The 16,755-nt window shown below is 52.8% G+C and carries 20 protein-coding genes, 3 pseudogenes and 1 riboswitch; of the genes and pseudogenes, 14 read left to right on the forward strand and 9 right to left on the reverse strand.

All coding sequences use genetic code 11. From position 1 onward, the window contains the following. Positions 1-231: 231 nt before the first annotated feature. Together IKE44_RS02325 and IKE44_RS02330 are read right to left on the reverse strand one after the other, a co-directional pair. On the reverse strand, positions 232-1,053 hold the full coding sequence (locus tag IKE44_RS02325; RefSeq protein ID WP_375153655.1) for a YihY/virulence factor BrkB family protein: 822 nt from the start codon (positions 1,051-1,053) through the stop codon (positions 232-234). 39 nt (positions 1,054-1,092) lie between these two features. Further along, positions 1,093-1,581 carry a low molecular weight protein-tyrosine-phosphatase gene (locus IKE44_RS02330; RefSeq protein WP_287464905.1) on the reverse strand — a complete coding sequence of 163 codons (489 nt, stop codon included), beginning with the start codon at positions 1,579-1,581 and terminating at the stop codon, positions 1,093-1,095. Positions 1,582-1,784: 203 nt separating this feature from the next. Here IKE44_RS02330 and IKE44_RS02335 point away from each other — a divergent pair, with 203 nt between their 5' ends. From IKE44_RS02335 to IKE44_RS02370, 8 genes are all read left to right on the forward strand, one after another. Continuing rightward, complete coding sequence (locus IKE44_RS02335) at positions 1,785-2,009, forward strand: DUF1128 domain-containing protein (RefSeq protein ID WP_049624340.1); 225 nt, start codon at positions 1,785-1,787, stop codon at positions 2,007-2,009. A 127-nt stretch (positions 2,010-2,136) separates the two neighbouring features. Beyond that, positions 2,137-2,243: riboswitch (SAM riboswitch) on the forward strand. A gap of 122 nt (positions 2,244-2,365) precedes the next feature. Further along, the gene (locus tag IKE44_RS02340; RefSeq protein WP_049624339.1) at positions 2,366-3,073 is read left to right on the forward strand and encodes a phosphoadenylyl-sulfate reductase; all 708 of its coding nucleotides are present in this window, start codon (positions 2,366-2,368) and stop codon (positions 3,071-3,073) included. Positions 3,074-3,088: 15 nt separating this feature from the next. Further along, positions 3,089-4,162, forward strand: coding sequence for a sulfate permease (locus tag IKE44_RS02345; protein WP_287464908.1), 1,074 nt, complete (start codon positions 3,089-3,091; stop codon positions 4,160-4,162). A 31-nt stretch (positions 4,163-4,193) separates the two neighbouring features. After that, positions 4,194-5,354 carry a sulfate adenylyltransferase gene (gene sat / locus IKE44_RS02350; RefSeq protein ID WP_287464910.1) on the forward strand — a complete coding sequence of 387 codons (1,161 nt, stop codon included), beginning with the start codon at positions 4,194-4,196 and terminating at the stop codon, positions 5,352-5,354. 12 nt (positions 5,355-5,366) lie between these two features. Continuing rightward, positions 5,367-5,978 carry an adenylyl-sulfate kinase gene (cysC, locus tag IKE44_RS02355; RefSeq protein WP_049624336.1) on the forward strand — a complete coding sequence of 204 codons (612 nt, stop codon included), beginning with the start codon at positions 5,367-5,369 and terminating at the stop codon, positions 5,976-5,978. A 152-nt stretch (positions 5,979-6,130) separates the two neighbouring features. Beyond that, positions 6,131-6,907: a uroporphyrinogen-III C-methyltransferase gene (gene cobA, locus IKE44_RS02360; RefSeq protein ID WP_287464915.1), complete on the forward strand. Its 777-nt coding sequence runs from the start codon at positions 6,131-6,133 to the stop codon at positions 6,905-6,907. A gap of 10 nt (positions 6,908-6,917) precedes the next feature. Then, on the forward strand, positions 6,918-7,664 hold the full coding sequence (locus tag IKE44_RS02365) for a sirohydrochlorin chelatase (RefSeq protein WP_033009575.1): 747 nt from the start codon (positions 6,918-6,920) through the stop codon (positions 7,662-7,664). A 70-nt stretch (positions 7,665-7,734) separates the two neighbouring features. Further along, complete coding sequence (locus tag IKE44_RS02370; protein ID WP_033013948.1) at positions 7,735-8,019, forward strand: acylphosphatase; 285 nt, start codon at positions 7,735-7,737, stop codon at positions 8,017-8,019. An 83-nt stretch (positions 8,020-8,102) separates the two neighbouring features. Here IKE44_RS02370 and IKE44_RS02375 read toward each other — a convergent pair whose 3' ends face one another. Next, positions 8,103-8,888, reverse strand: a complete 786-nt coding sequence (locus tag IKE44_RS02375; protein WP_033013938.1) for an arginase family protein — start codon at positions 8,886-8,888, stop codon at positions 8,103-8,105. 173 nt (positions 8,889-9,061) lie between these two features. Here IKE44_RS02375 and IKE44_RS02380 point away from each other — a divergent pair, with 173 nt between their 5' ends. Both IKE44_RS02380 and bshB2 read left to right on the forward strand, forming a co-directional pair. Next, a complete protein-coding gene (locus IKE44_RS02380; RefSeq protein ID WP_025949074.1) occupies positions 9,062-9,409 on the forward strand; it encodes a YojF family protein in 348 nt (115 codons plus the stop codon). Between the two features lie 13 nt (positions 9,410-9,422). Next, entirely contained in the window at positions 9,423-10,076 is a 654-nt protein-coding gene (bshB2, locus tag IKE44_RS02385; protein ID WP_033013937.1) for a bacillithiol biosynthesis deacetylase BshB2, read from the forward strand. 160 nt (positions 10,077-10,236) lie between these two features. Here the strand turns inward: bshB2 and IKE44_RS02390 are convergent, their stop codons facing one another. The 4 genes and pseudogenes from IKE44_RS02390 to IKE44_RS02405 all read right to left on the reverse strand — a co-directional run. Further along, positions 10,237-10,878: a precorrin-2 dehydrogenase/sirohydrochlorin ferrochelatase family protein gene (locus IKE44_RS02390; protein WP_287464912.1), complete on the reverse strand. Its 642-nt coding sequence runs from the start codon at positions 10,876-10,878 to the stop codon at positions 10,237-10,239. A 150-nt stretch (positions 10,879-11,028) separates the two neighbouring features. Then, positions 11,029-11,598, reverse strand: a complete 570-nt coding sequence (locus IKE44_RS02395; RefSeq protein ID WP_033013934.1) for a PX domain-containing protein — start codon at positions 11,596-11,598, stop codon at positions 11,029-11,031. 203 nt (positions 11,599-11,801) lie between these two features. Beyond that, on the reverse strand, positions 11,802-12,173 hold the full coding sequence (locus IKE44_RS02400) for a DnaJ family domain-containing protein (protein WP_033013933.1): 372 nt from the start codon (positions 12,171-12,173) through the stop codon (positions 11,802-11,804). 1 nt (position 12,174) lies between these two features. Further along, positions 12,175-12,405: pseudogene (locus IKE44_RS02405) on the reverse strand (EAL domain-containing protein); the annotation flags it as partial. A gap of 416 nt (positions 12,406-12,821) precedes the next feature. Here IKE44_RS02405 and IKE44_RS02410 point away from each other — a divergent pair. The 4 genes and pseudogenes from IKE44_RS02410 to IKE44_RS02425 all read left to right on the forward strand — a co-directional run bounded on the left by IKE44_RS02410 (position 12,822) and on the right by IKE44_RS02425 (position 15,163). Then, positions 12,822-13,274 carry a C40 family peptidase gene (locus tag IKE44_RS02410; RefSeq protein ID WP_049626124.1) on the forward strand — a complete coding sequence of 151 codons (453 nt, stop codon included), beginning with the start codon at positions 12,822-12,824 and terminating at the stop codon, positions 13,272-13,274. A gap of 330 nt (positions 13,275-13,604) precedes the next feature. Next, a pseudogene (locus IKE44_RS02415) lies at positions 13,605-14,066 on the forward strand (rod shape-determining protein); the annotation flags it as partial. After that, positions 14,061-14,444 (forward strand): annotated as a pseudogene (locus tag IKE44_RS02420) (lactate utilisation protein LutB domain-containing protein); the annotation flags it as partial. The pseudogenes IKE44_RS02415 and IKE44_RS02420, both read left to right, overlap by 6 nt. Continuing rightward, on the forward strand, positions 14,441-15,163 hold the full coding sequence (locus IKE44_RS02425; protein ID WP_049626122.1) for a LutC/YkgG family protein: 723 nt from the start codon (positions 14,441-14,443) through the stop codon (positions 15,161-15,163). The pseudogene IKE44_RS02420 and the gene IKE44_RS02425, both read left to right, overlap by 4 nt. Before the next feature lie 143 nt (positions 15,164-15,306). On the opposite strand, the gene IKE44_RS02430 is transcribed toward IKE44_RS02425, so the two are convergent. Both IKE44_RS02430 and IKE44_RS02435 read right to left on the reverse strand, forming a co-directional pair. Next, complete coding sequence (locus IKE44_RS02430) at positions 15,307-15,573, reverse strand: hypothetical protein (protein WP_231107651.1); 267 nt, start codon at positions 15,571-15,573, stop codon at positions 15,307-15,309. A gap of 173 nt (positions 15,574-15,746) precedes the next feature. Further along, positions 15,747-16,445 (reverse strand): amidase domain-containing protein, encoded by a 699-nt coding sequence (locus IKE44_RS02435; protein WP_231107650.1) that lies wholly within the window; start codon positions 16,443-16,445, stop codon positions 15,747-15,749. Positions 16,446-16,755 lie beyond the last annotated feature (310 nt).

Here is a 16,755-nt window from a genome sequence, read left to right on the forward strand (position 1 = left end):
AGGCAAAAAAGTGGGGGCTGATCCCAAAACGCAATCGCGTTTTGGGTCAGCCCCTTTTCTAATGATAGCCGTTTTGGCCGTTGGCGCTGCCGCTCGTTTTATGTTTCGGCCTGTTTTTCCCTTTTTGCTTCGTACCCCCGTCTTTTTTCGTGTGCTTCGTCATCGCAATCCCCCCTGTATCAAAATCCCCCGCATCGTTACGTTATCCGGTTTGCGGAGCATTTATGCACATCAACGGAGCCGCTTTCTTCCTTCACGTTCACAATCGAAAATGGCGTTCATTTCCCCTCCTAACACGAGAATCATGCCCGATAAATAAAACCAAATCATCAGCACAATCATCCCGCCGAGACTTCCGTACATGGCTGTATAGTCAGCAAAATGGTTGACATAATAGGCAAACGCCCATGATATCGCAATCCAGCCGGCGGTGGCGAACAAAGCGCCGCGCACGACATTGACGCAACGCAGCTGTTTGTTCGGGGCAAAATAATAAAGGGCGGTAAAAACAACAAACAAGATGATCACGCTCGTCACCCAGCGAAATGTGTTCCATATCGTCAAAAACGGCTGCGACAACCCGAGGGTGGAAAACAAAAACAAACCGATCATCCGCCCGAATACCGGCAATACAAGCATAACGATAATGACCGCGATCATCCCGATCGTCAGCACAATCGACAGGCCCCGCACAACCCAAAACGGACGGTCCTCTTGTACGTCATATGCGCGGTTTAACGCCCGCATAATGGCGCTCATGCCGTTCGATGCCGACCAAATGGCGCCGATAATGCTTAACGACAGCAGCTTTCCGTTTTGCTCATCCATCAGACGGTGGACATTCGTCTCGATCAGATGAAGCGCTTCTTTCGGCGCATACTGCCGCACAAGCATAAGCACATCTTCGTGCGGGATCGGCAAGTAAGCCAGCAGCGTCATTAAAAACAATAAAAACGGGAACAACGACAACAGAAAGTAATACGCCAATTCCGCCGACAGCCGCGGAACTTCATCCTCCGTAAAGCGCCGGGCCAACTCGCGGATGAACGTCATATCCACCAACACGGGTCGCCCTCCTTTTCCGTTTTTTCATCATTTTCTTTCCCTAGGGGCCAGCCGATGATCGCGGACGATCGCGTCAAGCAAATGCTCGCAGCCGGAGCGAATCAAGCGGTACACTTCGGCAAAATTCCCGGTATAATACGGATCCGGCACATCGTCTTTTTCCCGATCCGGGACAAAATCAAGCAGCCGGGCGATCACCGCCGGCGAATTCGGCCCGGCGAGCCGGTGCAAATCGCTCAAATTGGCGGCGTCCATGGCGATGATGTAATCAAATTCCTCCAAGTCGCGGCGCCCGACTTGCCGGGCGCGGATGCCGGAATAGTCAATGTCGTTTTCACTCAAAATCCGCCTTGTCCCCTCATGCGGCGGCTCCCCGACATGCCAGCTGCCCGTTCCCGCTGAATCAACGACAATCTGTCCGTCAAGCCCCCGTTCGTTCACCAAATGACGGAATACCGCTTCCGCCATCGGCGAACGGCAAATGTTGCCGAGGCAAACAAACAACACTTTGACCATCGAAGCAGCCACTCCTTTCCATCCCGTTTTCTTGGCATTAGTTTTCCCTTTTCATCCAAGCGCTTGATAGCTGCTTTCTAGCAGCTCGTGCACATGCACCTATATTTTACCACCTAACGCTGGCGCGGACTATATTGCCTCTCCCCTTTTTCACCGCCGGTGTGGTACAATACATGATAACCTGCCACGAAAGGAGCGAAACCATGGATTTATCGAAACCGTCCGCAGAAAACGTCGAATATATCGTTGAACAACTGAAGAAAAAATTAAAAGTGCTCAATTTTGATGCGATTAAGCCGGCCCATTTTTCCGAGGCATGGTATGACGAACTGAAAGACATTTACGACATGGTCATGAAGCGTGAAACGTTCAGTTCAAGCGAAATACAGGCCATTGTTGAGGAGCTCGGAAGCCTGCGCAAGCGGTAATCCTCTCCTTCCGTCACCGGATGGAAGCATCGCGAAGCTGCCTATGTATATAAAAAAATTCCTATCGAAAAACTAGGATTGACATTAGCGCCAATTGTGTTAAAATTTAATCAATATAAATTACATACGCTTATCAAGAGCGGGGGAGGGACTGGCCCGATGAACTCCGGCAACCTGCCGCGTTTGGCAAGGTGCTAATTCCAGCAAAATGGGATCCATTTTGGAAGATAAGGCGTCCCTCGTTCTTCCGCTCTTTCCGAAATGGAAGGGGCATTTTTATCGCCAGGCTGCCCGTTGCCGGATGAATATCCGACTAATTATGTTGATTTTCTTTGTTTTTTAAGGAGGGGGAAACGATGCTCACATATGACCAATGGGAAACGGCCGAAAAACCGTCTTTTCCGTCCGATGATGAAACGAAAGGGGCGTTGGCTGTCCTTGCTTGGGCGTACCGCGAATACGGCGATGACATTGTCTATGCGTGCAGTTTCGGCATTGAAGGGATTGTGCTCATTGATTTGATTTTCCAAGTCAAGCCGGATGCGGAAATCGTCTTTTTGGATACAGGGATGCATTTCCAAGAGACGTACGACACGATCGCGAACGTACAGGAAAAATACCCGTCGCTCCGCATCGTGATGAAACAGCCGCACTTGACGCTGGAGGAGCAGGCTGCACAGTTCGGCGATGAACTATGGAAACGCGATCCGAACAAATGCTGTGAGTTGCGCAAAGTCATTCCGCTGCGGGAAGTCTTGACCGGCGTCACCGCCTGGATTTCCGGCTTGCGCCGCGAACAGTCGCCGACGCGGCGCCATGTCGAGTACATCAATAAAGACGACAAATTCCGCTCCATTAAAGTGTGCCCGCTCATTCATTGGACGTGGAAAGACGTTTGGAATTACGTATATAAACAAGGTCTTCCGTACAACGTGCTCCATGACCGGGGCTACCCGAGCATCGGCTGCGCCCCTTGCACAGCGCCGGCATCGGATCCGAACGATTTGCGCTCCGGGCGCTGGGCCGGCCAGGGGAAAACGGAGTGCGGGCTCCATCTCACATAAGGGGAGAACAACTATATGCTCCTTGCCATTGCCTTTATTGTGTCCTTTTTCTTCGCCATGAACATCGGGGCGAGCGGCGCGGCCGCCTCGATGGGCGTCGCGTACGGGTCGGGCGCCATTCCGAAAAAGTCGATGGCCCTCCTTCTTTGCGGCATCGGCGTGTTTCTCGGCAGCCTTGGCGGCGGAGAAGTAGTGAAAACGATCGGGTCGGGCATTATTCCGTCTTCGATCCTCACCGTCAAAATCGTCGTCATCATTTTAACGGCGGCGGCCATTTCACTTTTTGCGGCGAACATCATGGGCATTCCGCTCTCGACGAGCGAGATCACCGTTGGATCAGTCGTCGGTGTTGGCATCGCCTATCAGGCGTTGTACTTTCATAAGCTGCTGTTTATCGTGTCGGTATGGATCGTGATCCCGATCGTCGCCTTTTCGTTTACGCTGGCTGTCGGCAAATGGTTTTTGACGCTCAAGCGAAAATATCCGCAGCTTGAACAAGGGCGCTGGCAAAAAACATTCATGGCCTTGCTCGTTGTCACGGGCTTTCTCGAGGCGTTTTCCGCCGGCATGAACAATGTGGCCAATGCCGTCGGGCCGCTCGTCGGCGCCGGGCTGATGGCGGTCGGGCCGGCAACTATCTTCGGCGGCTTGTTTGTCGCTGCCGACGCCCTGTTGCTTGGGCATCGCGTGTTAGAAACAAACGGAAAGAAAATTACAAACTTCTCCCCGTTTGAAGGAATCGCCATTTCCGGCACGGGAGCCGTGCTCGTCATCATTTCGTCGCTGTTTGGTTTGCCTGTTCCGCTTACGCAGATTACGACATCGGCGATCATCGGCATCGGCACGGCGAAAAGCGGGATGTCGATTTGGCAAAAGCGGATTGTCGTGCAACTGTTGAAAGTGTGGTTTGTTTCGCCAATATTTTCCCTTGTCATTTCGTACAGCCTTGTGAAACTGTTGCTTGACAGCGATGTTTACACGGTGATTGCCATCTTCAGCGTCTGCCTGGCGACGCTTGGCGTCATCAGCTTAAAAAAAACAGTCGCCGAAGAAGAGCGTTCGCTTCATGAACATGGCGGCGGCATTTAATGAACATCTATCAATCTAGGAGGTTATGAACATGAGTTTGAGCATTCCGCATGGCGGCACATTGATCAACCGTTGGAATCCGGATTACCCAATCGATGAAGCAACGAAAACGATCGAGCTGTCCAAAGCCGAACTAAGCGACCTTGAGCTGATCGGCACAGGCGCCTACAGCCCGCTCACCGGGTTTTTAACGAAAGCCGATTACGATGCGGTCGTAGAAACGATGCGCCTCGCTGATGGCACTGTCTGGAGCATTCCAATCACGCTGGCGGTGACGGAAGAAAAAGCGAGTGAACTCACTGTCGGCGACAAAGCGAAACTCGTTTATGGCGGCGACGTCTACGGCGTCATTGAAATCACCGATATTTACCGCCCGGATAAAACGAAAGAAGCCAAGCTCGTCTATAAAACCGATGAACTCGCTCACCCGGGCGTGCGCAAGCTGTTTGAAAAACCAGATGTGTACGTCGGCGGAGCGGTTACGCTCGTCAAACGGACCGACAAAGGCCAGTTTGCTCCGTTTTATTTCGATCCGGCCGAAACGCGGAAACGATTTGCCGAACTCGGCTGGAATACCGTCGTCGGCTTCCAAACACGCAACCCGGTTCACCGCGCCCATGAATACATTCAAAAATGCGCGCTTGAAATCGTGGACGGCTTGTTTTTAAACCCGCTCGTCGGCGAAACGAAAGCGGACGATATTCCGGCCGACATCCGGATGGAAAGCTATCAAGTGCTGCTGGAAAACTATTATCCGAAAAACCGCGTTTTCTTGGGCGTCTTCCAAGCTGCGATGCGCTATGCCGGTCCGCGCGAAGCGATTTTCCATGCCATGGTGCGGAAAAACTTCGGCTGCACGCACTTCATCGTCGGCCGCGACCATGCGGGCGTCGGCAACTATTACGGCACGTATGATGCGCAAAAAATCTTCTCGAACTTTACAGCCGAAGAGCTCGGCATTACACCGCTCTTTTTCGAACACAGCTTTTATTGCACGAAATGCGAAGGCATGGCATCGACGAAAACATGCCCGCACGACGCGCAATATCACGTTGTCCTTTCTGGCACGAAAGTCCGTGAAATGTTGCGTAACGGCCAAGTGCCGCCGAGCACATTCAGCCGTCCGGAAGTGGCCGCCGTTTTGATCAAAGGGCTGCAAGAACGCGAAACGGTCACCCCGTCGACACGCTAAAGGAGGAGCGAGATGAGCACGAATATCGTTTGGCATCATACATCGGTGACAAAAGAAGATCGCCGCCAACGCAACGGCCATCATAGCGCCGTCCTTTGGTTCACCGGCCTGTCCGGATCCGGCAAATCGACGGTGGCGAACGCCGTCTCCAGACGGCTGTTTGAGCTTGGCATTCAAAATTACGTTCTCGATGGTGACAATATCCGCCACGGGCTCAATAAAGACCTCGGCTTTTCCGCCGCCGATCGGACAGAAAACATCCGCCGCATCGGCGAAGTCGCCAAACTGTTTGTCGACAGCGGCCAGTTCGTGTTAACGGCATTCATTTCGCCGTTTGCCGAAGACCGGGCGCTCGTTCGCCGCTTAGTCGAGGAAGACGAATTCATTGAGATATATGTCAACTGCCCGATTGAGGAGTGCGAGAAGCGCGATCCAAAGGGGCTGTATCAAAAAGCGCGCCGCGGGGAAATCCGCGAATTCACCGGCATCGATTCGCCGTATGAAGCGCCGGAAGCGCCGGAGCTGACCATCGAAACGCATCGTTATTCGGTGGACGAATGTGTCGAGCAAGTGCTCGCGTATTTGCGGGAGCGCGGATTCATCCCCGCATTGGAAACCCATTAACGATACCGTGTTTCCCACTCGAAAAAAGAGTGGGAGACGATTTTACAAAGTCGTTTTCATGCCACGGCCAGGCGTTTACAATGAACATCAACGGAACGTTTGCGCTGCTGCCGGCAGCTGACGGGATCACGACAGAAAGGGCTGAAACAACGATGGGGAAAGTATATTTGGTCGGGGCCGGCCCCGGCGATCTGGAACTCATTACCGTCAAAGGGTTGAAATGCATTCAACAAGCCGACGTCATTTTGTACGACCGCCTCATTAATGAGGACTTGCTGGCATATGCCAAGCCAGACGCTGAACTCATTTTTTGCGGCAAGCTGCCCGGCTACCATGCTATGCAGCAGGAAACGATCAACCGTTCACTCGTTCTGCATGCAAAAAAAGGAAAAACAGTTGTCCGTTTAAAAGGCGGCGATCCGTTTGTGTTCGGGCGCGGCGGTGAAGAGGCGGAAGCGCTCGTTCAGCACGGGATCGAGTTTGAGATCGTCCCTGGCGTCACATCGGCCATCGCGGCGGCCGCTTACGCCGGTATTCCTGTCACCCATCGCGAGTTCAGCTCCAGCGTCGCCTTTGTCACGGGGCATCGCCGCGACGGAACCCGCGAAGACATTAAGTGGGAAAGCCTCACCAAAGGCATTGATACGATCGCCATTTACATGGGCGTCCACAATTTGCCATACATTTGCGGTCAGCTGATTAAATACGGCAAGGCGCCGGATACGCCGACGGCGATCATTCAGTGGGGAACGACCCCCATCCAGCGCACGGTCACCGGCACGCTGTCGACAATCGCCGCTATTGCCGCCAAAGAACGCATCGAAAATCCAAGCATGGTCATCATCGGGGATGTCGTCCGGCTGCGCGCCAACATTCAATGGTTTGAGCGGTTGTTGTCATCATCGGCAGCCGCTGGCGCCACCTCGTGAGGCAATGGCGATGGAAGCCATTTTGTACGTCAGCCACGGCAGCCGGGTTCCGGCTGCGCGCCGAGAAGCAGCCCGCTTCGTTGAACAATGCAAGGCGGCCATCGACATCCCGATTCAAGAACTGTGCTTCGTTGAGCTGGCTGAGCCGGATATTGCGACCGGCGTTGACCGTTGCGCCGCCCAAGGGGCAACCCGTGTGATCGTCATCCCGTTGCTGCTTCTATCCGCCGGACATGCCAAACAGGACATTCCGGCTGCGCTTAAAGCAGCGAAACAGCGCCATCCGTCTTTGGAGATCGTCTGCGGAGCGCCGTTTGGCGTCCACGATGCAATGATTGACATCATCATCGACCGCATCGGCGAGCAGCCGGCGCCGCTTGACCATGAATCAATGGTTCTGCTGATTGGCCGCGGCAGCAGCGACCCGGATACGAAGCGCGACATCGCCGCTATCGCCCGGCGCTTGCAAGAAAAAACGAGCGTGCCGCACGTTGACGTTTGTTTTCTCGCCGCCATCCGCCCGACGCTTGACGAAGGGTTCAAGCGGGCGCAGGCATCCATATACCGGCGCGTCTTTATCGTGCCGTATTTGCTGTTTACCGGCGTTTTAATGAAAACAGTCGAACGGAAGCTGCAAGCGATGCCTGTTTCCGATCAACAGTGGCATTTATGCTCATACTTAGGGTATCATCCGCGGCTTGTAACGCTCATTCAACAACAGGTGCAGGCGCTGTCGGCAGCGAAAAAAGGAGCTTGAGCAGACAAGCTCCTTTTTTCATGGTATGATGGAAGCGAAGCGACCGCAGCGAAGGAGGGCTTCAATCATGATGAAACGGGTTCATGTCATGGTCGAAGGGCGCGTGCAAGGCGTCGGGTTTCGCTATTTCGTCCAACACGAAGCGCTCAAACGCCAGCTGACCGGCTGGGTGAAAAACAACGATGACGGGACGGTGGAGATGGAAGTCCAAGGGCATGAAAGCGCGCTCCAACTGTTTTTGGATACGATTGAAGCCGGCACGATGTTTGCCAAAGTTTCCCGCATGCACGTTGAGCCGCGCCCCGTCCGCCCTGACGAAACTAAGTTCCGCATTGTGTACGGAAGCGGCATTTGACTGTTGCACCGCTTGGATCTATTCCCAGCGCAGACGTTGTCCGTCTGCCGTCAAGCGCTCTTTCCACCAATGAAAAAGCGGGATCACCATCCGTCCTGCTTAAGCCGGCCGCAATGCGGCGCCGCATATTGAAAACACGTCTCCAAAATGGCCGTATTCGCACGCTCATTTTTTTGCTGCGCTTCACGGCAAAACGGATGGAATACATCGACAGCCGCTTGCGGGTACTCCCCGCATATGTCCACGCCGAGCACTTTTTTATAGAATAGCAGAAGGCGCAAACAAGCGAGCAGCCGGGAAAGCGGCATCATCCCCTGATCCCAGTTCGTCACGGAGTCTTCGCGGCGCAGCGCATCTTTATCAATGCTGATATAGACGCTCCCGGTCGGAATAGCGTCCAAAAGCGCCGTCGGCCATTCATCGTGATCATCGAAAGGAAGAACTGTAATCTTTGGAGATAAACGAAGATGGCTTGGAGAACATGACGGACCAACAATGATGACTTTTTGCAGCTGCGGATGTCCGAGTGCGTAAGCGACCCACGAGCCGCATGAAATGAGGCGGTCGCTCCCCCCTTCGGCATCGGTATGATGGTCAAACAAGACGAGCGTAAACGGCTCTTTCATCTCCTTTATGAGCAAATAGCTTACATAATGGAAGTTGCCGTTCCCGATTAAAACCGCTCCGCGCATCCGCCGACGGCGCAGCCGCCGTTCGATTTCGGCGAGAGCCTCCCCGCTGCAATACAAATTCGTCTCCGGCACATCCGACAGATCGATCCATTCGTGCGGAAAGCGGAACAATCGCTTTTGCGGCCGGTAAGTGCCGTCAAAATTGAGCATCGTGACACCATTGCCTTGAAACCCCATTTCTCCTCACCCTTCCTTTCGCTGAATCGTTGTTCAACGCCTCTCAGGTGCGGATGAGTCCAAGCTGTGTCCGTTCTTCATTATACAATGAAATACAATGAAAGACGAAATATTTCCGTTCCTATGCCTTGGTCATGTACAATAATAGAAAACAGCTAAAGGAGGGACCCCGCGTGCAGCCGATTGACGCCGCCGCTGTTCAAGAGGCGTTGGATCGCTTCGCCAATCGCGACGTATACATCCATTTGGAAACGACGAACGGGGCGTACGCCTCTCATCATAACGAACGATTCTTTTCCGCCGGCGCTTACATCCGCAACGCTCGCATCCGCTTCACCCGCGGCAAAATCACCGGCCCGGGGCCGTACCGCGTCGGGCTGAAGCTTCAAATCGGCTGGGTGTACGCCGAAGGGCTGACCCATTGGGAATGGACGAACGAAGGACAATTGTTGTTGGCCGGACACGATTACGAAGGGAAACTGGCTGTCGCTCTTGAGCTGAGCGACACGCCGTTCGCATAAGGAGGGGCTTGCGATGAAGGAACGACACGTACTTGTTGTGTTTCCCCACCCGGATGATGAGGCGTTTGGCGTTTCGGGCACCATCGCCCAGCATGTGCAAAGCGGCACACCGGTGACGTACGCCTGCCTGACCCTTGGGGAAATGGGGCGAAACATGGGCGTGCCCCCGTTTGCCAACCGTGAAACGCTTCCGCTCATCCGCAAGCAGGAGCTGGAAGAAGCGTGCCGCGTTCTCGGCATTCGCGATTTGCGCCTGCTCGGGTATCGCGACAAAACGGTCGAATTTGAGGATGAAAACGAACTCGCTGACCGGATTGCCGCCATCGTGGCAGAAACAAACCCGTCGCTCGTCATCACGTTTTACCCCGGCTACAGCGTTCACCCTGACCACGATGCATGCGGCGCTGCAGTCATCAGCGCCTTGACGCGCTGGCCGAAAGAAGAACGGCCGACCGTCCATTGTGTGGCGTTTGCGAAAAACTGTGAACAAGATCTTGGCCAGCCAGACGTCATCCGCGATGTCAGCACGGTGATCGAGACGAAGCTGGCCGCCATCCGCGCCCACCGTTCGCAAACCGAAGGGCTGATGCAGGCAGCCTCCAAGCGCGGCGATGCGCTTGCCTGGCTCAAAACAGAGCGGTTTTGGACGTACCGTTGGGATGATTGACCTGCCTAACCCGCCTTGAACAAGGTGTCCATCCCGATGAGGACACCTTGTTTCCGCGTTCACCGAAACCCCGCCGAGCCGCTGAACCAGCTATCAACTTCCGTTGTACAACTAAAAAGCGGCCGGTCAGTGAACGCATCGACAATATACATCGGAATGTTCATGGCTCTTTCCCTCTTTCCCCGTTTCGTTCTTTTTCGTTCACCAATAGCTGGGCCAACTCTTCATCCCATCGGCCCCGCTGCCGGAAAGACTCAGCAGCGAGCGCCCGAAACAGCCGCTTTCGTGCGGCATCGTCCGCCACCTCACGCAAAATGATATCGCGGGCCTTCTGCAAAAATTGAAGATACGGCTCATACTCTTCACCATACTTCTCCTCAAGCTCGCGGCGGATGCGGCGGGCAAGCGCCGGACTTGCCCCCCCGGTCGACACGGCAATGGTGAGTGGACCGCGGCGGATGACAGCGGGAACATGAAAATCACACCGTTTCGGGTCATCCACGACATTTACGAGTTGGCCGGGCGCTGCTGCTTGCGCCACCGCTTCGTTCACATTCCGGTCGTTTGTCGCCGCAATGACAAGAAACGCTCCTGCCAAGTCGTCTTCAGCGAACGTTTTCTTACGCCAAACGATCTCTCCTTTGGCCGCGAGCGCTTCAATGTCCGGCACCGCCTCCGGGGCGATTACCACAACGTCCGCTTCTGCTTCAAGCAAACCGTAAACTTTCCGCGCCGCCACCTTCCCGCCGCCAACGACGACCGCGCGGCGGCCGCGCACATGAAGAACACTCGGATACCCCACGGCGCAACCCCCCATTCCGGCATCCATCAGGCAGACTGAGTCGGTTTCTGCGCACAAACAGGCGCAATCTTCCCCGACCGCCTGCCTTGGCTGACAACAAAAAGTAAAAAAAGAAGCCGTGCATCGAACACGGCCTTTTTCTTCATTATATCATCCTTGTTTCACTTCTTGAAGCCATTTCGCCAACCGTTCATTTTTCTTTTTCATATGCTCAAGCCATTGCGGGAGCAGTTTTTTCATGGCCTCCTGATCATTGTTCTCCATCGCTTGCCTCGTTTGTTCATGAAGCTGATGAAGCTGTTGTTTTTCTTCTTTCGTCATCCACCGTTTCATTTTATGCAACTGTTTCAGCTCTTGTTTAAACTGTTCTTTGGTGATTTTTTTATTGGCCAGCTGATCGATGAGCCGGTCAAACGCCGCTTCACGCTCTTTTTTCATCTTTTTGCACTTTTCTTTAATGGCCTGTTTCACGTTCTCATCGTTCAACTGCTGACGCAACGCGTTCCGCTCGTCGAGCACTTTTTTCCATTCATCTGCCTGTTCAGGCGTATACGTTTGAACCATCTCCATCCACTTTTGCTCATCCAATCTGTCGTGCTCCCACATATGGCCGACCGGCAGATGCACATCGGCTGCCTCTCCTTTATAGCTGCCGGCAGCCACCCATGACGGCATCGCCAGCATGAGTGAAGCAAAAAAGGCAATCCATACGTTTCTCACGATGTTCACTCCTTTTCCTTTCACTTACCATTCACCCACGACTAGACAGCTGGGATTCATCATCCGCTTTTGCTCTTCTTCGCGCCGCCTCCTTTCCAACCATTTACTCCTCCCCTATTTTCCCCGTTTTTTGGATATCCTTGCATAAAAAATGGGAAGACCTACAAAAACGAGGTCCTCCCCTTCATGTTGAAAAAAAACGTTTAGCGAAATTTCTCTTCAATACGCCGCCCATAGTCGCGCAACGCCTTCGAGTTTGCCGGTTGCCGTTTTTTCATCAGTTCGGAAAAACGAAGCTGTTTTTCCGTCCATTTTTTCGTAAGTTCCTGCTTTTTCTCGTCATCCTCGCAGCAACGAAGCAAGTCCTCGAGCGTCAAAAGCTCTTTGCGCAACTCCGCTTCTTCCCTCACATAGCCGGCATTTTTCAGCAACAAATACCCGAGCCGCAGCTCCTCTGGAATGCGGGAAAGGTCTTCAATCTCAAGCGGTTTGCCGAAGCCGGGCAAGTTGTCAAACTCGCCGTTTTTCATCGCCTCGCGAATTTTCTCCTCGGCGATGCGCCAAAATCCGTCCATTTCACGTCAACTCCTGCGCCCGCCGCCTCGCATGCTGCTCTTTCAAAAAGCGAACAAACTCATCATACGGAAGCGGTGGGGAAAAGTAGTAGCCTTGCGCCTCATCGCACCGTTTTCCTTGCAAATAGGCCGCTTCGGTCTCCGTTTCGACCCCTTCGGCCAACACTTTGACACCTATATTATGCCCGAGGCGGATGATCGCCGGCAAGATGACATCTTTTTTTCCTTGAATGCTCCTTCCCCATTCATCCGTTGTCGGATGCTGTTCCATCGCAAACCGGCCGTGGAACGCCTCTTCGATCTCTGGAAAATGGCGGCGGTAAACTGTCCCAGGTGGAACCGCTTGTTCCTTTTCGCCGTCGATGCGGCCGTTCCGATTGGAGTCAGTCGCTGGCGCTGCCACGAAATATATATAAGTTGGAACTTTGTTTTACATCCAGTAGAGCGCCCGCTGCATTCTATCAAAATGACTTGTTATGAAGGAAAACAGAATCGAACAATCGGAAAATCTTTATTGCAACTTATATATATTTGTAATCACACTGTAACATTATTTAATTCAACTGTAAAAAACAAGACTGTTTTCCTCTGTTATACTGTAATCAAACAACGTCGAATGGAAAATGATTTTGTCGGGGGTTCGGGAAAATGAAAAAATGGCTCACTCTTGTTTCTGTAGCATTCATCGTTCTTTTTTCCTGCTTCTTTGTAAGCACTCCCAGTTCTGACGCAGCCGCCAACAAGACGAGGCTGATCGCCGAGGCCAAAAAACTGGTCGGCACTCCGTATCGGTATGGCGGCACAACGCCAAAAGGATTTGACTGCTCCGGATTTGTTTACTATACCCATAAAAAAGTCGGCGTCACGTTGCCGCGCGCGTCCAAAGAAATGTATAAAAAAGGAAAATACGTACATAAATCGAAATTGCAGCCAGGGGATTTGGTGTTTTTTGACACTTCGAAACAGACAAAAGGCGTCTCCCACGTTGCCATCTATATTGGGAACAATCAAGTTATTCATGCCGTTTCCCGCGGTGTCAAAATCGACAGCTTAAACAGCAGCTATTGGAAAACAAGATATGTCGGAGCCAAGCGTCTGTAGCGGTTCATTGCAAAAGCTCTCTGCCATATTAAGCGCGCTTAATAGGCAGGGGGTTTTTATTATGCCAAAAAAGCGGCCCTCCGAAACCGGAGGGCCTAATATATATTCATAGGGGATCGGGGGAATACCTGGAAACGTTACGCTATTATTCATTTCCTCCCTTTTCGTCTTTTATACATGAAAACAAAAAAAATTTTTTATGATCCCCAGCCGCAACGGCTGCCCCCTCCCGTTTCGACAATATGGACATAAAGCCGCGGCTCTTGTCGAATGGTATAGATGATGACTGGTTGTCCGTTCATCGATTTTTGACAAAGGCAGGTGTTTCCGTTGTTCGCTTCCTCACAGCTGGGCGTTGATTTAGGGACGATGAATGTCAGGCTGTTCAGCCAGACGAAAGGGCTTCTGTTTGACGAACCAGCAACGGTCGCCTATAACCGCCAGGCGGACAAGCTCATGGCAATCGGCCAAAAGGCAAAACAAATGATCGGCAAGACTTCTCCCCATGTTGAAGTGACGTATCCATTGCGAAACGGCGTGATCGCTGATTTTGACCGCGCCAAGGCGCTGTTGCAGCAAGTCTTCAAACAGTTCGGCCTCGCTTTCAAAAAACCAGACATCGTCATGAGCGTCCCATTCCACGCCACCTCCGTCGAGCGCCGCTCTTTTTACGAAATCGCCAAACATTGCGGAGCAAAGCATATTCATTTTATTTAGGAACCCGTCGCAGCCGCCATTGGCGCGGATTTGCCGGTCGGCGAGCCGGTCGCGAATGTCGTCGTCCATTTGGGCGGTTACGACGACTACTAGGAGCTTCCGTACGCGTCCTCCCTTTGCGCCGCCTGTACGGAAGCGTGCCCGGTGAAAATTCCGCTTCATGAGCTGCTTATCAAACATCGCCAAATCATCGTGGAGCGCGAAGGAAAAGCGCCGGCCGCAGAAAAATTGGCGATGAAGGCGTTTCGTCTCGGGACCGCCTCACCGTCATTGTACCGGTTCGGCACGAAGTTGGCACCAAGCGCCTTCGCCCCGTTTGTCGAAGACGGGCGCATCACAAAAGGCCCCGGCCCGCTCAAAGCGTGGACGGAAAGCCGCGAATTTCCGGCGCCGAGCAAAGAACGGTTCCGTGACTGGTTCCAAACACGCCAAAAAGGAGGGAATCCATCATGACGCGTGGCACCATTCAAAACCGCGATGCGTTTTTGCAAACCATCGCCGAGCACCTTGGGAGAAGCCCGCGCCTGTCCGGCGTCTCTCGGCCGCAATGGGATTATGCGCCGCAATGGACGGTGTTTGCCGGCTATAGCCAAGACGACTTGCTGAACGTGCTGCAAAAACAATGCGGATTGATCCATACCGATTACATCGAGACGACAAGCGCCGAACTTGCCGGCGCGCTGAGGCGGCAAGTGGCCGCCTATGGCGGCGGTCCGGTCATCGTGCCGGATGACCCGCGCTTTGCCGAGTACGGGCTGTCCGCCTTGCTTCGCGACGAATGGCCCGCGGAACAAACGACCGTCCATATTTGGAATCCGGCGCTTGGACGCCAAAACATTGACGCCGCCGAGCAGGCGAACGTCGGCATCGTCTTCAGCGACATTACGCTCGCGGAATCAGGGACAGTCGTGTTGTTTTCGCGCAATGAACAAGGGCGGGCCATTCACTTTTTGCCGAAAACATATATCGCCATCGTCCCGAAAAGCACGGTCGTGCCGCGCATGACGCAAGCGGCGGCGGTCATTCACGAGCAAATCGAAAAAGGCGGGCTCGTCCCGTCGTGCATCAACTTCATCACCGGCCCAAGCAACTCGGCCGACATTGAAATGAACTTGGTCGTCGGCGTCCACGGGCCGATGAAAGCGGCGTATATCGTCGTCACCGACCGTTGACCAAAACGAAACGGTGCCCCTTCTTGATATCATGGGGCACCTTTTTTCCTGCAATATTGCCGGCTGACATCGACCGCATTGGCGAGCGGCTTCCCGACTTCGATGCGGCAAAAGTGGTTGTTCGCAACGGTTTGACGTCTTGATCAATTCGGGTGGAACGGACTGACAGACACTTTCGCGTGATTTTTCACATCCGTAACGACCAGCAAAATCTGCCTTCCCTTCTTCTCATACACGAAAGCTGACCCCCACCTGTCAACTTGAGTCCATTGACGTTTCTCCAATTCGTCAAGATAATAGTCAGCCACTTCCTCCGCCGAAGAAGACGCAACAACAAACTCCACCCGTTCATCCACCGAACGAATGTCACTCGCTTGTGGATGCAGCGGGATGTCTTGATACCCTGGCACAGTCTGTTGCTGCTGACATCCTGAAAAAAAGCAATTACAAGGATTAAAACCAACGGGATGCCTATGCGCACTTCATCCTCCTCCGCTCCCACAGCTTAAGCAGAATCTTAGCTTTGAAATGCGTCCATAGCAGACTGGATTGTTGCTGGATTATCTATCATCGCACTCCTTAGTTAGTTCACCCAATAATAATCCGTCACATGGAGGAACCTTGTCGTCTTGGCTCCCAAATCCCAATGACGGTGATACGTATCATTGGTATGATAGTTGACATACGGCTGACCGTTCTTGATCTCAACGACAATGGCGCTGTGATCCAAGATGCCGTCACCGTCAAAATCATAATATATGCTGTCACCCAATTGCAGATCAGTTGCCTTCGCAACGTACGTGCCACGGTGCTCATCCGTCTCGTTATTGCGGGAAAGATGATACGCTTGATCGTGAGCCACAGACCAGCTGTAAGTCCATGCATCATCCCCGGTTCCCGAAGTCCCTTTGGTATTGTACCACCAAACATACGGTTCCGCCCAAGTTTGCCGAGCAGAGCCCCCTTCATAGAAAGACTGCGAGACAAAATTAGCACAATCGTTCGAAAAGGATCGGTACTTTGGGTTACGTCCATTCCACCAACGATTGGCGTAGTTGACAGCTCCTTGCCGGGAGTAATAGGTGTAAAAACCTTGAGTTACAACATCGCCGCCAGTGATTGATGCAGGCAAAGTCTCTGATCGTGATGCCCTAATCATCGCCCCGTTCTCCTGTCCCCTTTTCGAATACGTATCTTGACCGCTCATCTTAACAATCAGCCAATGACCATCACGTTTGGTCAGGGCAGCGAAATAGGGGATGTTCGCTTCCTTGGTGATCACGACTTCATTCGATCCCGGAAACATAGACTCATACTTGTGACGGGTGAGGATGAGGTCGCCAATGGCACATTTGACGTGATTGCAAGATGGCATGTGGGGTTAAAAAATTATGTGATAGAGTGAAAAAGAGCATTCCAGAAGGAGTGCTCTTTTTGTAACTATTCACCCCTGTTAAAGCCGATGATAAAATCCCCAATATAGCCGGAATAAAATTCCCCACTTACAATAGAACCATAGTGTCAACGAGAGGAGCTATGGTTCATGATTACGAGAGGGGAATTTTTTATGATCAAAGAGATGTATGAAAGGG

This window comes from Geobacillus sp. (genome assembly GCF_017515625.1).
Taxonomy (GTDB): Bacteria; Bacillota; Bacilli; order Bacillales; family Anoxybacillaceae; genus Geobacillus; species Geobacillus stearothermophilus.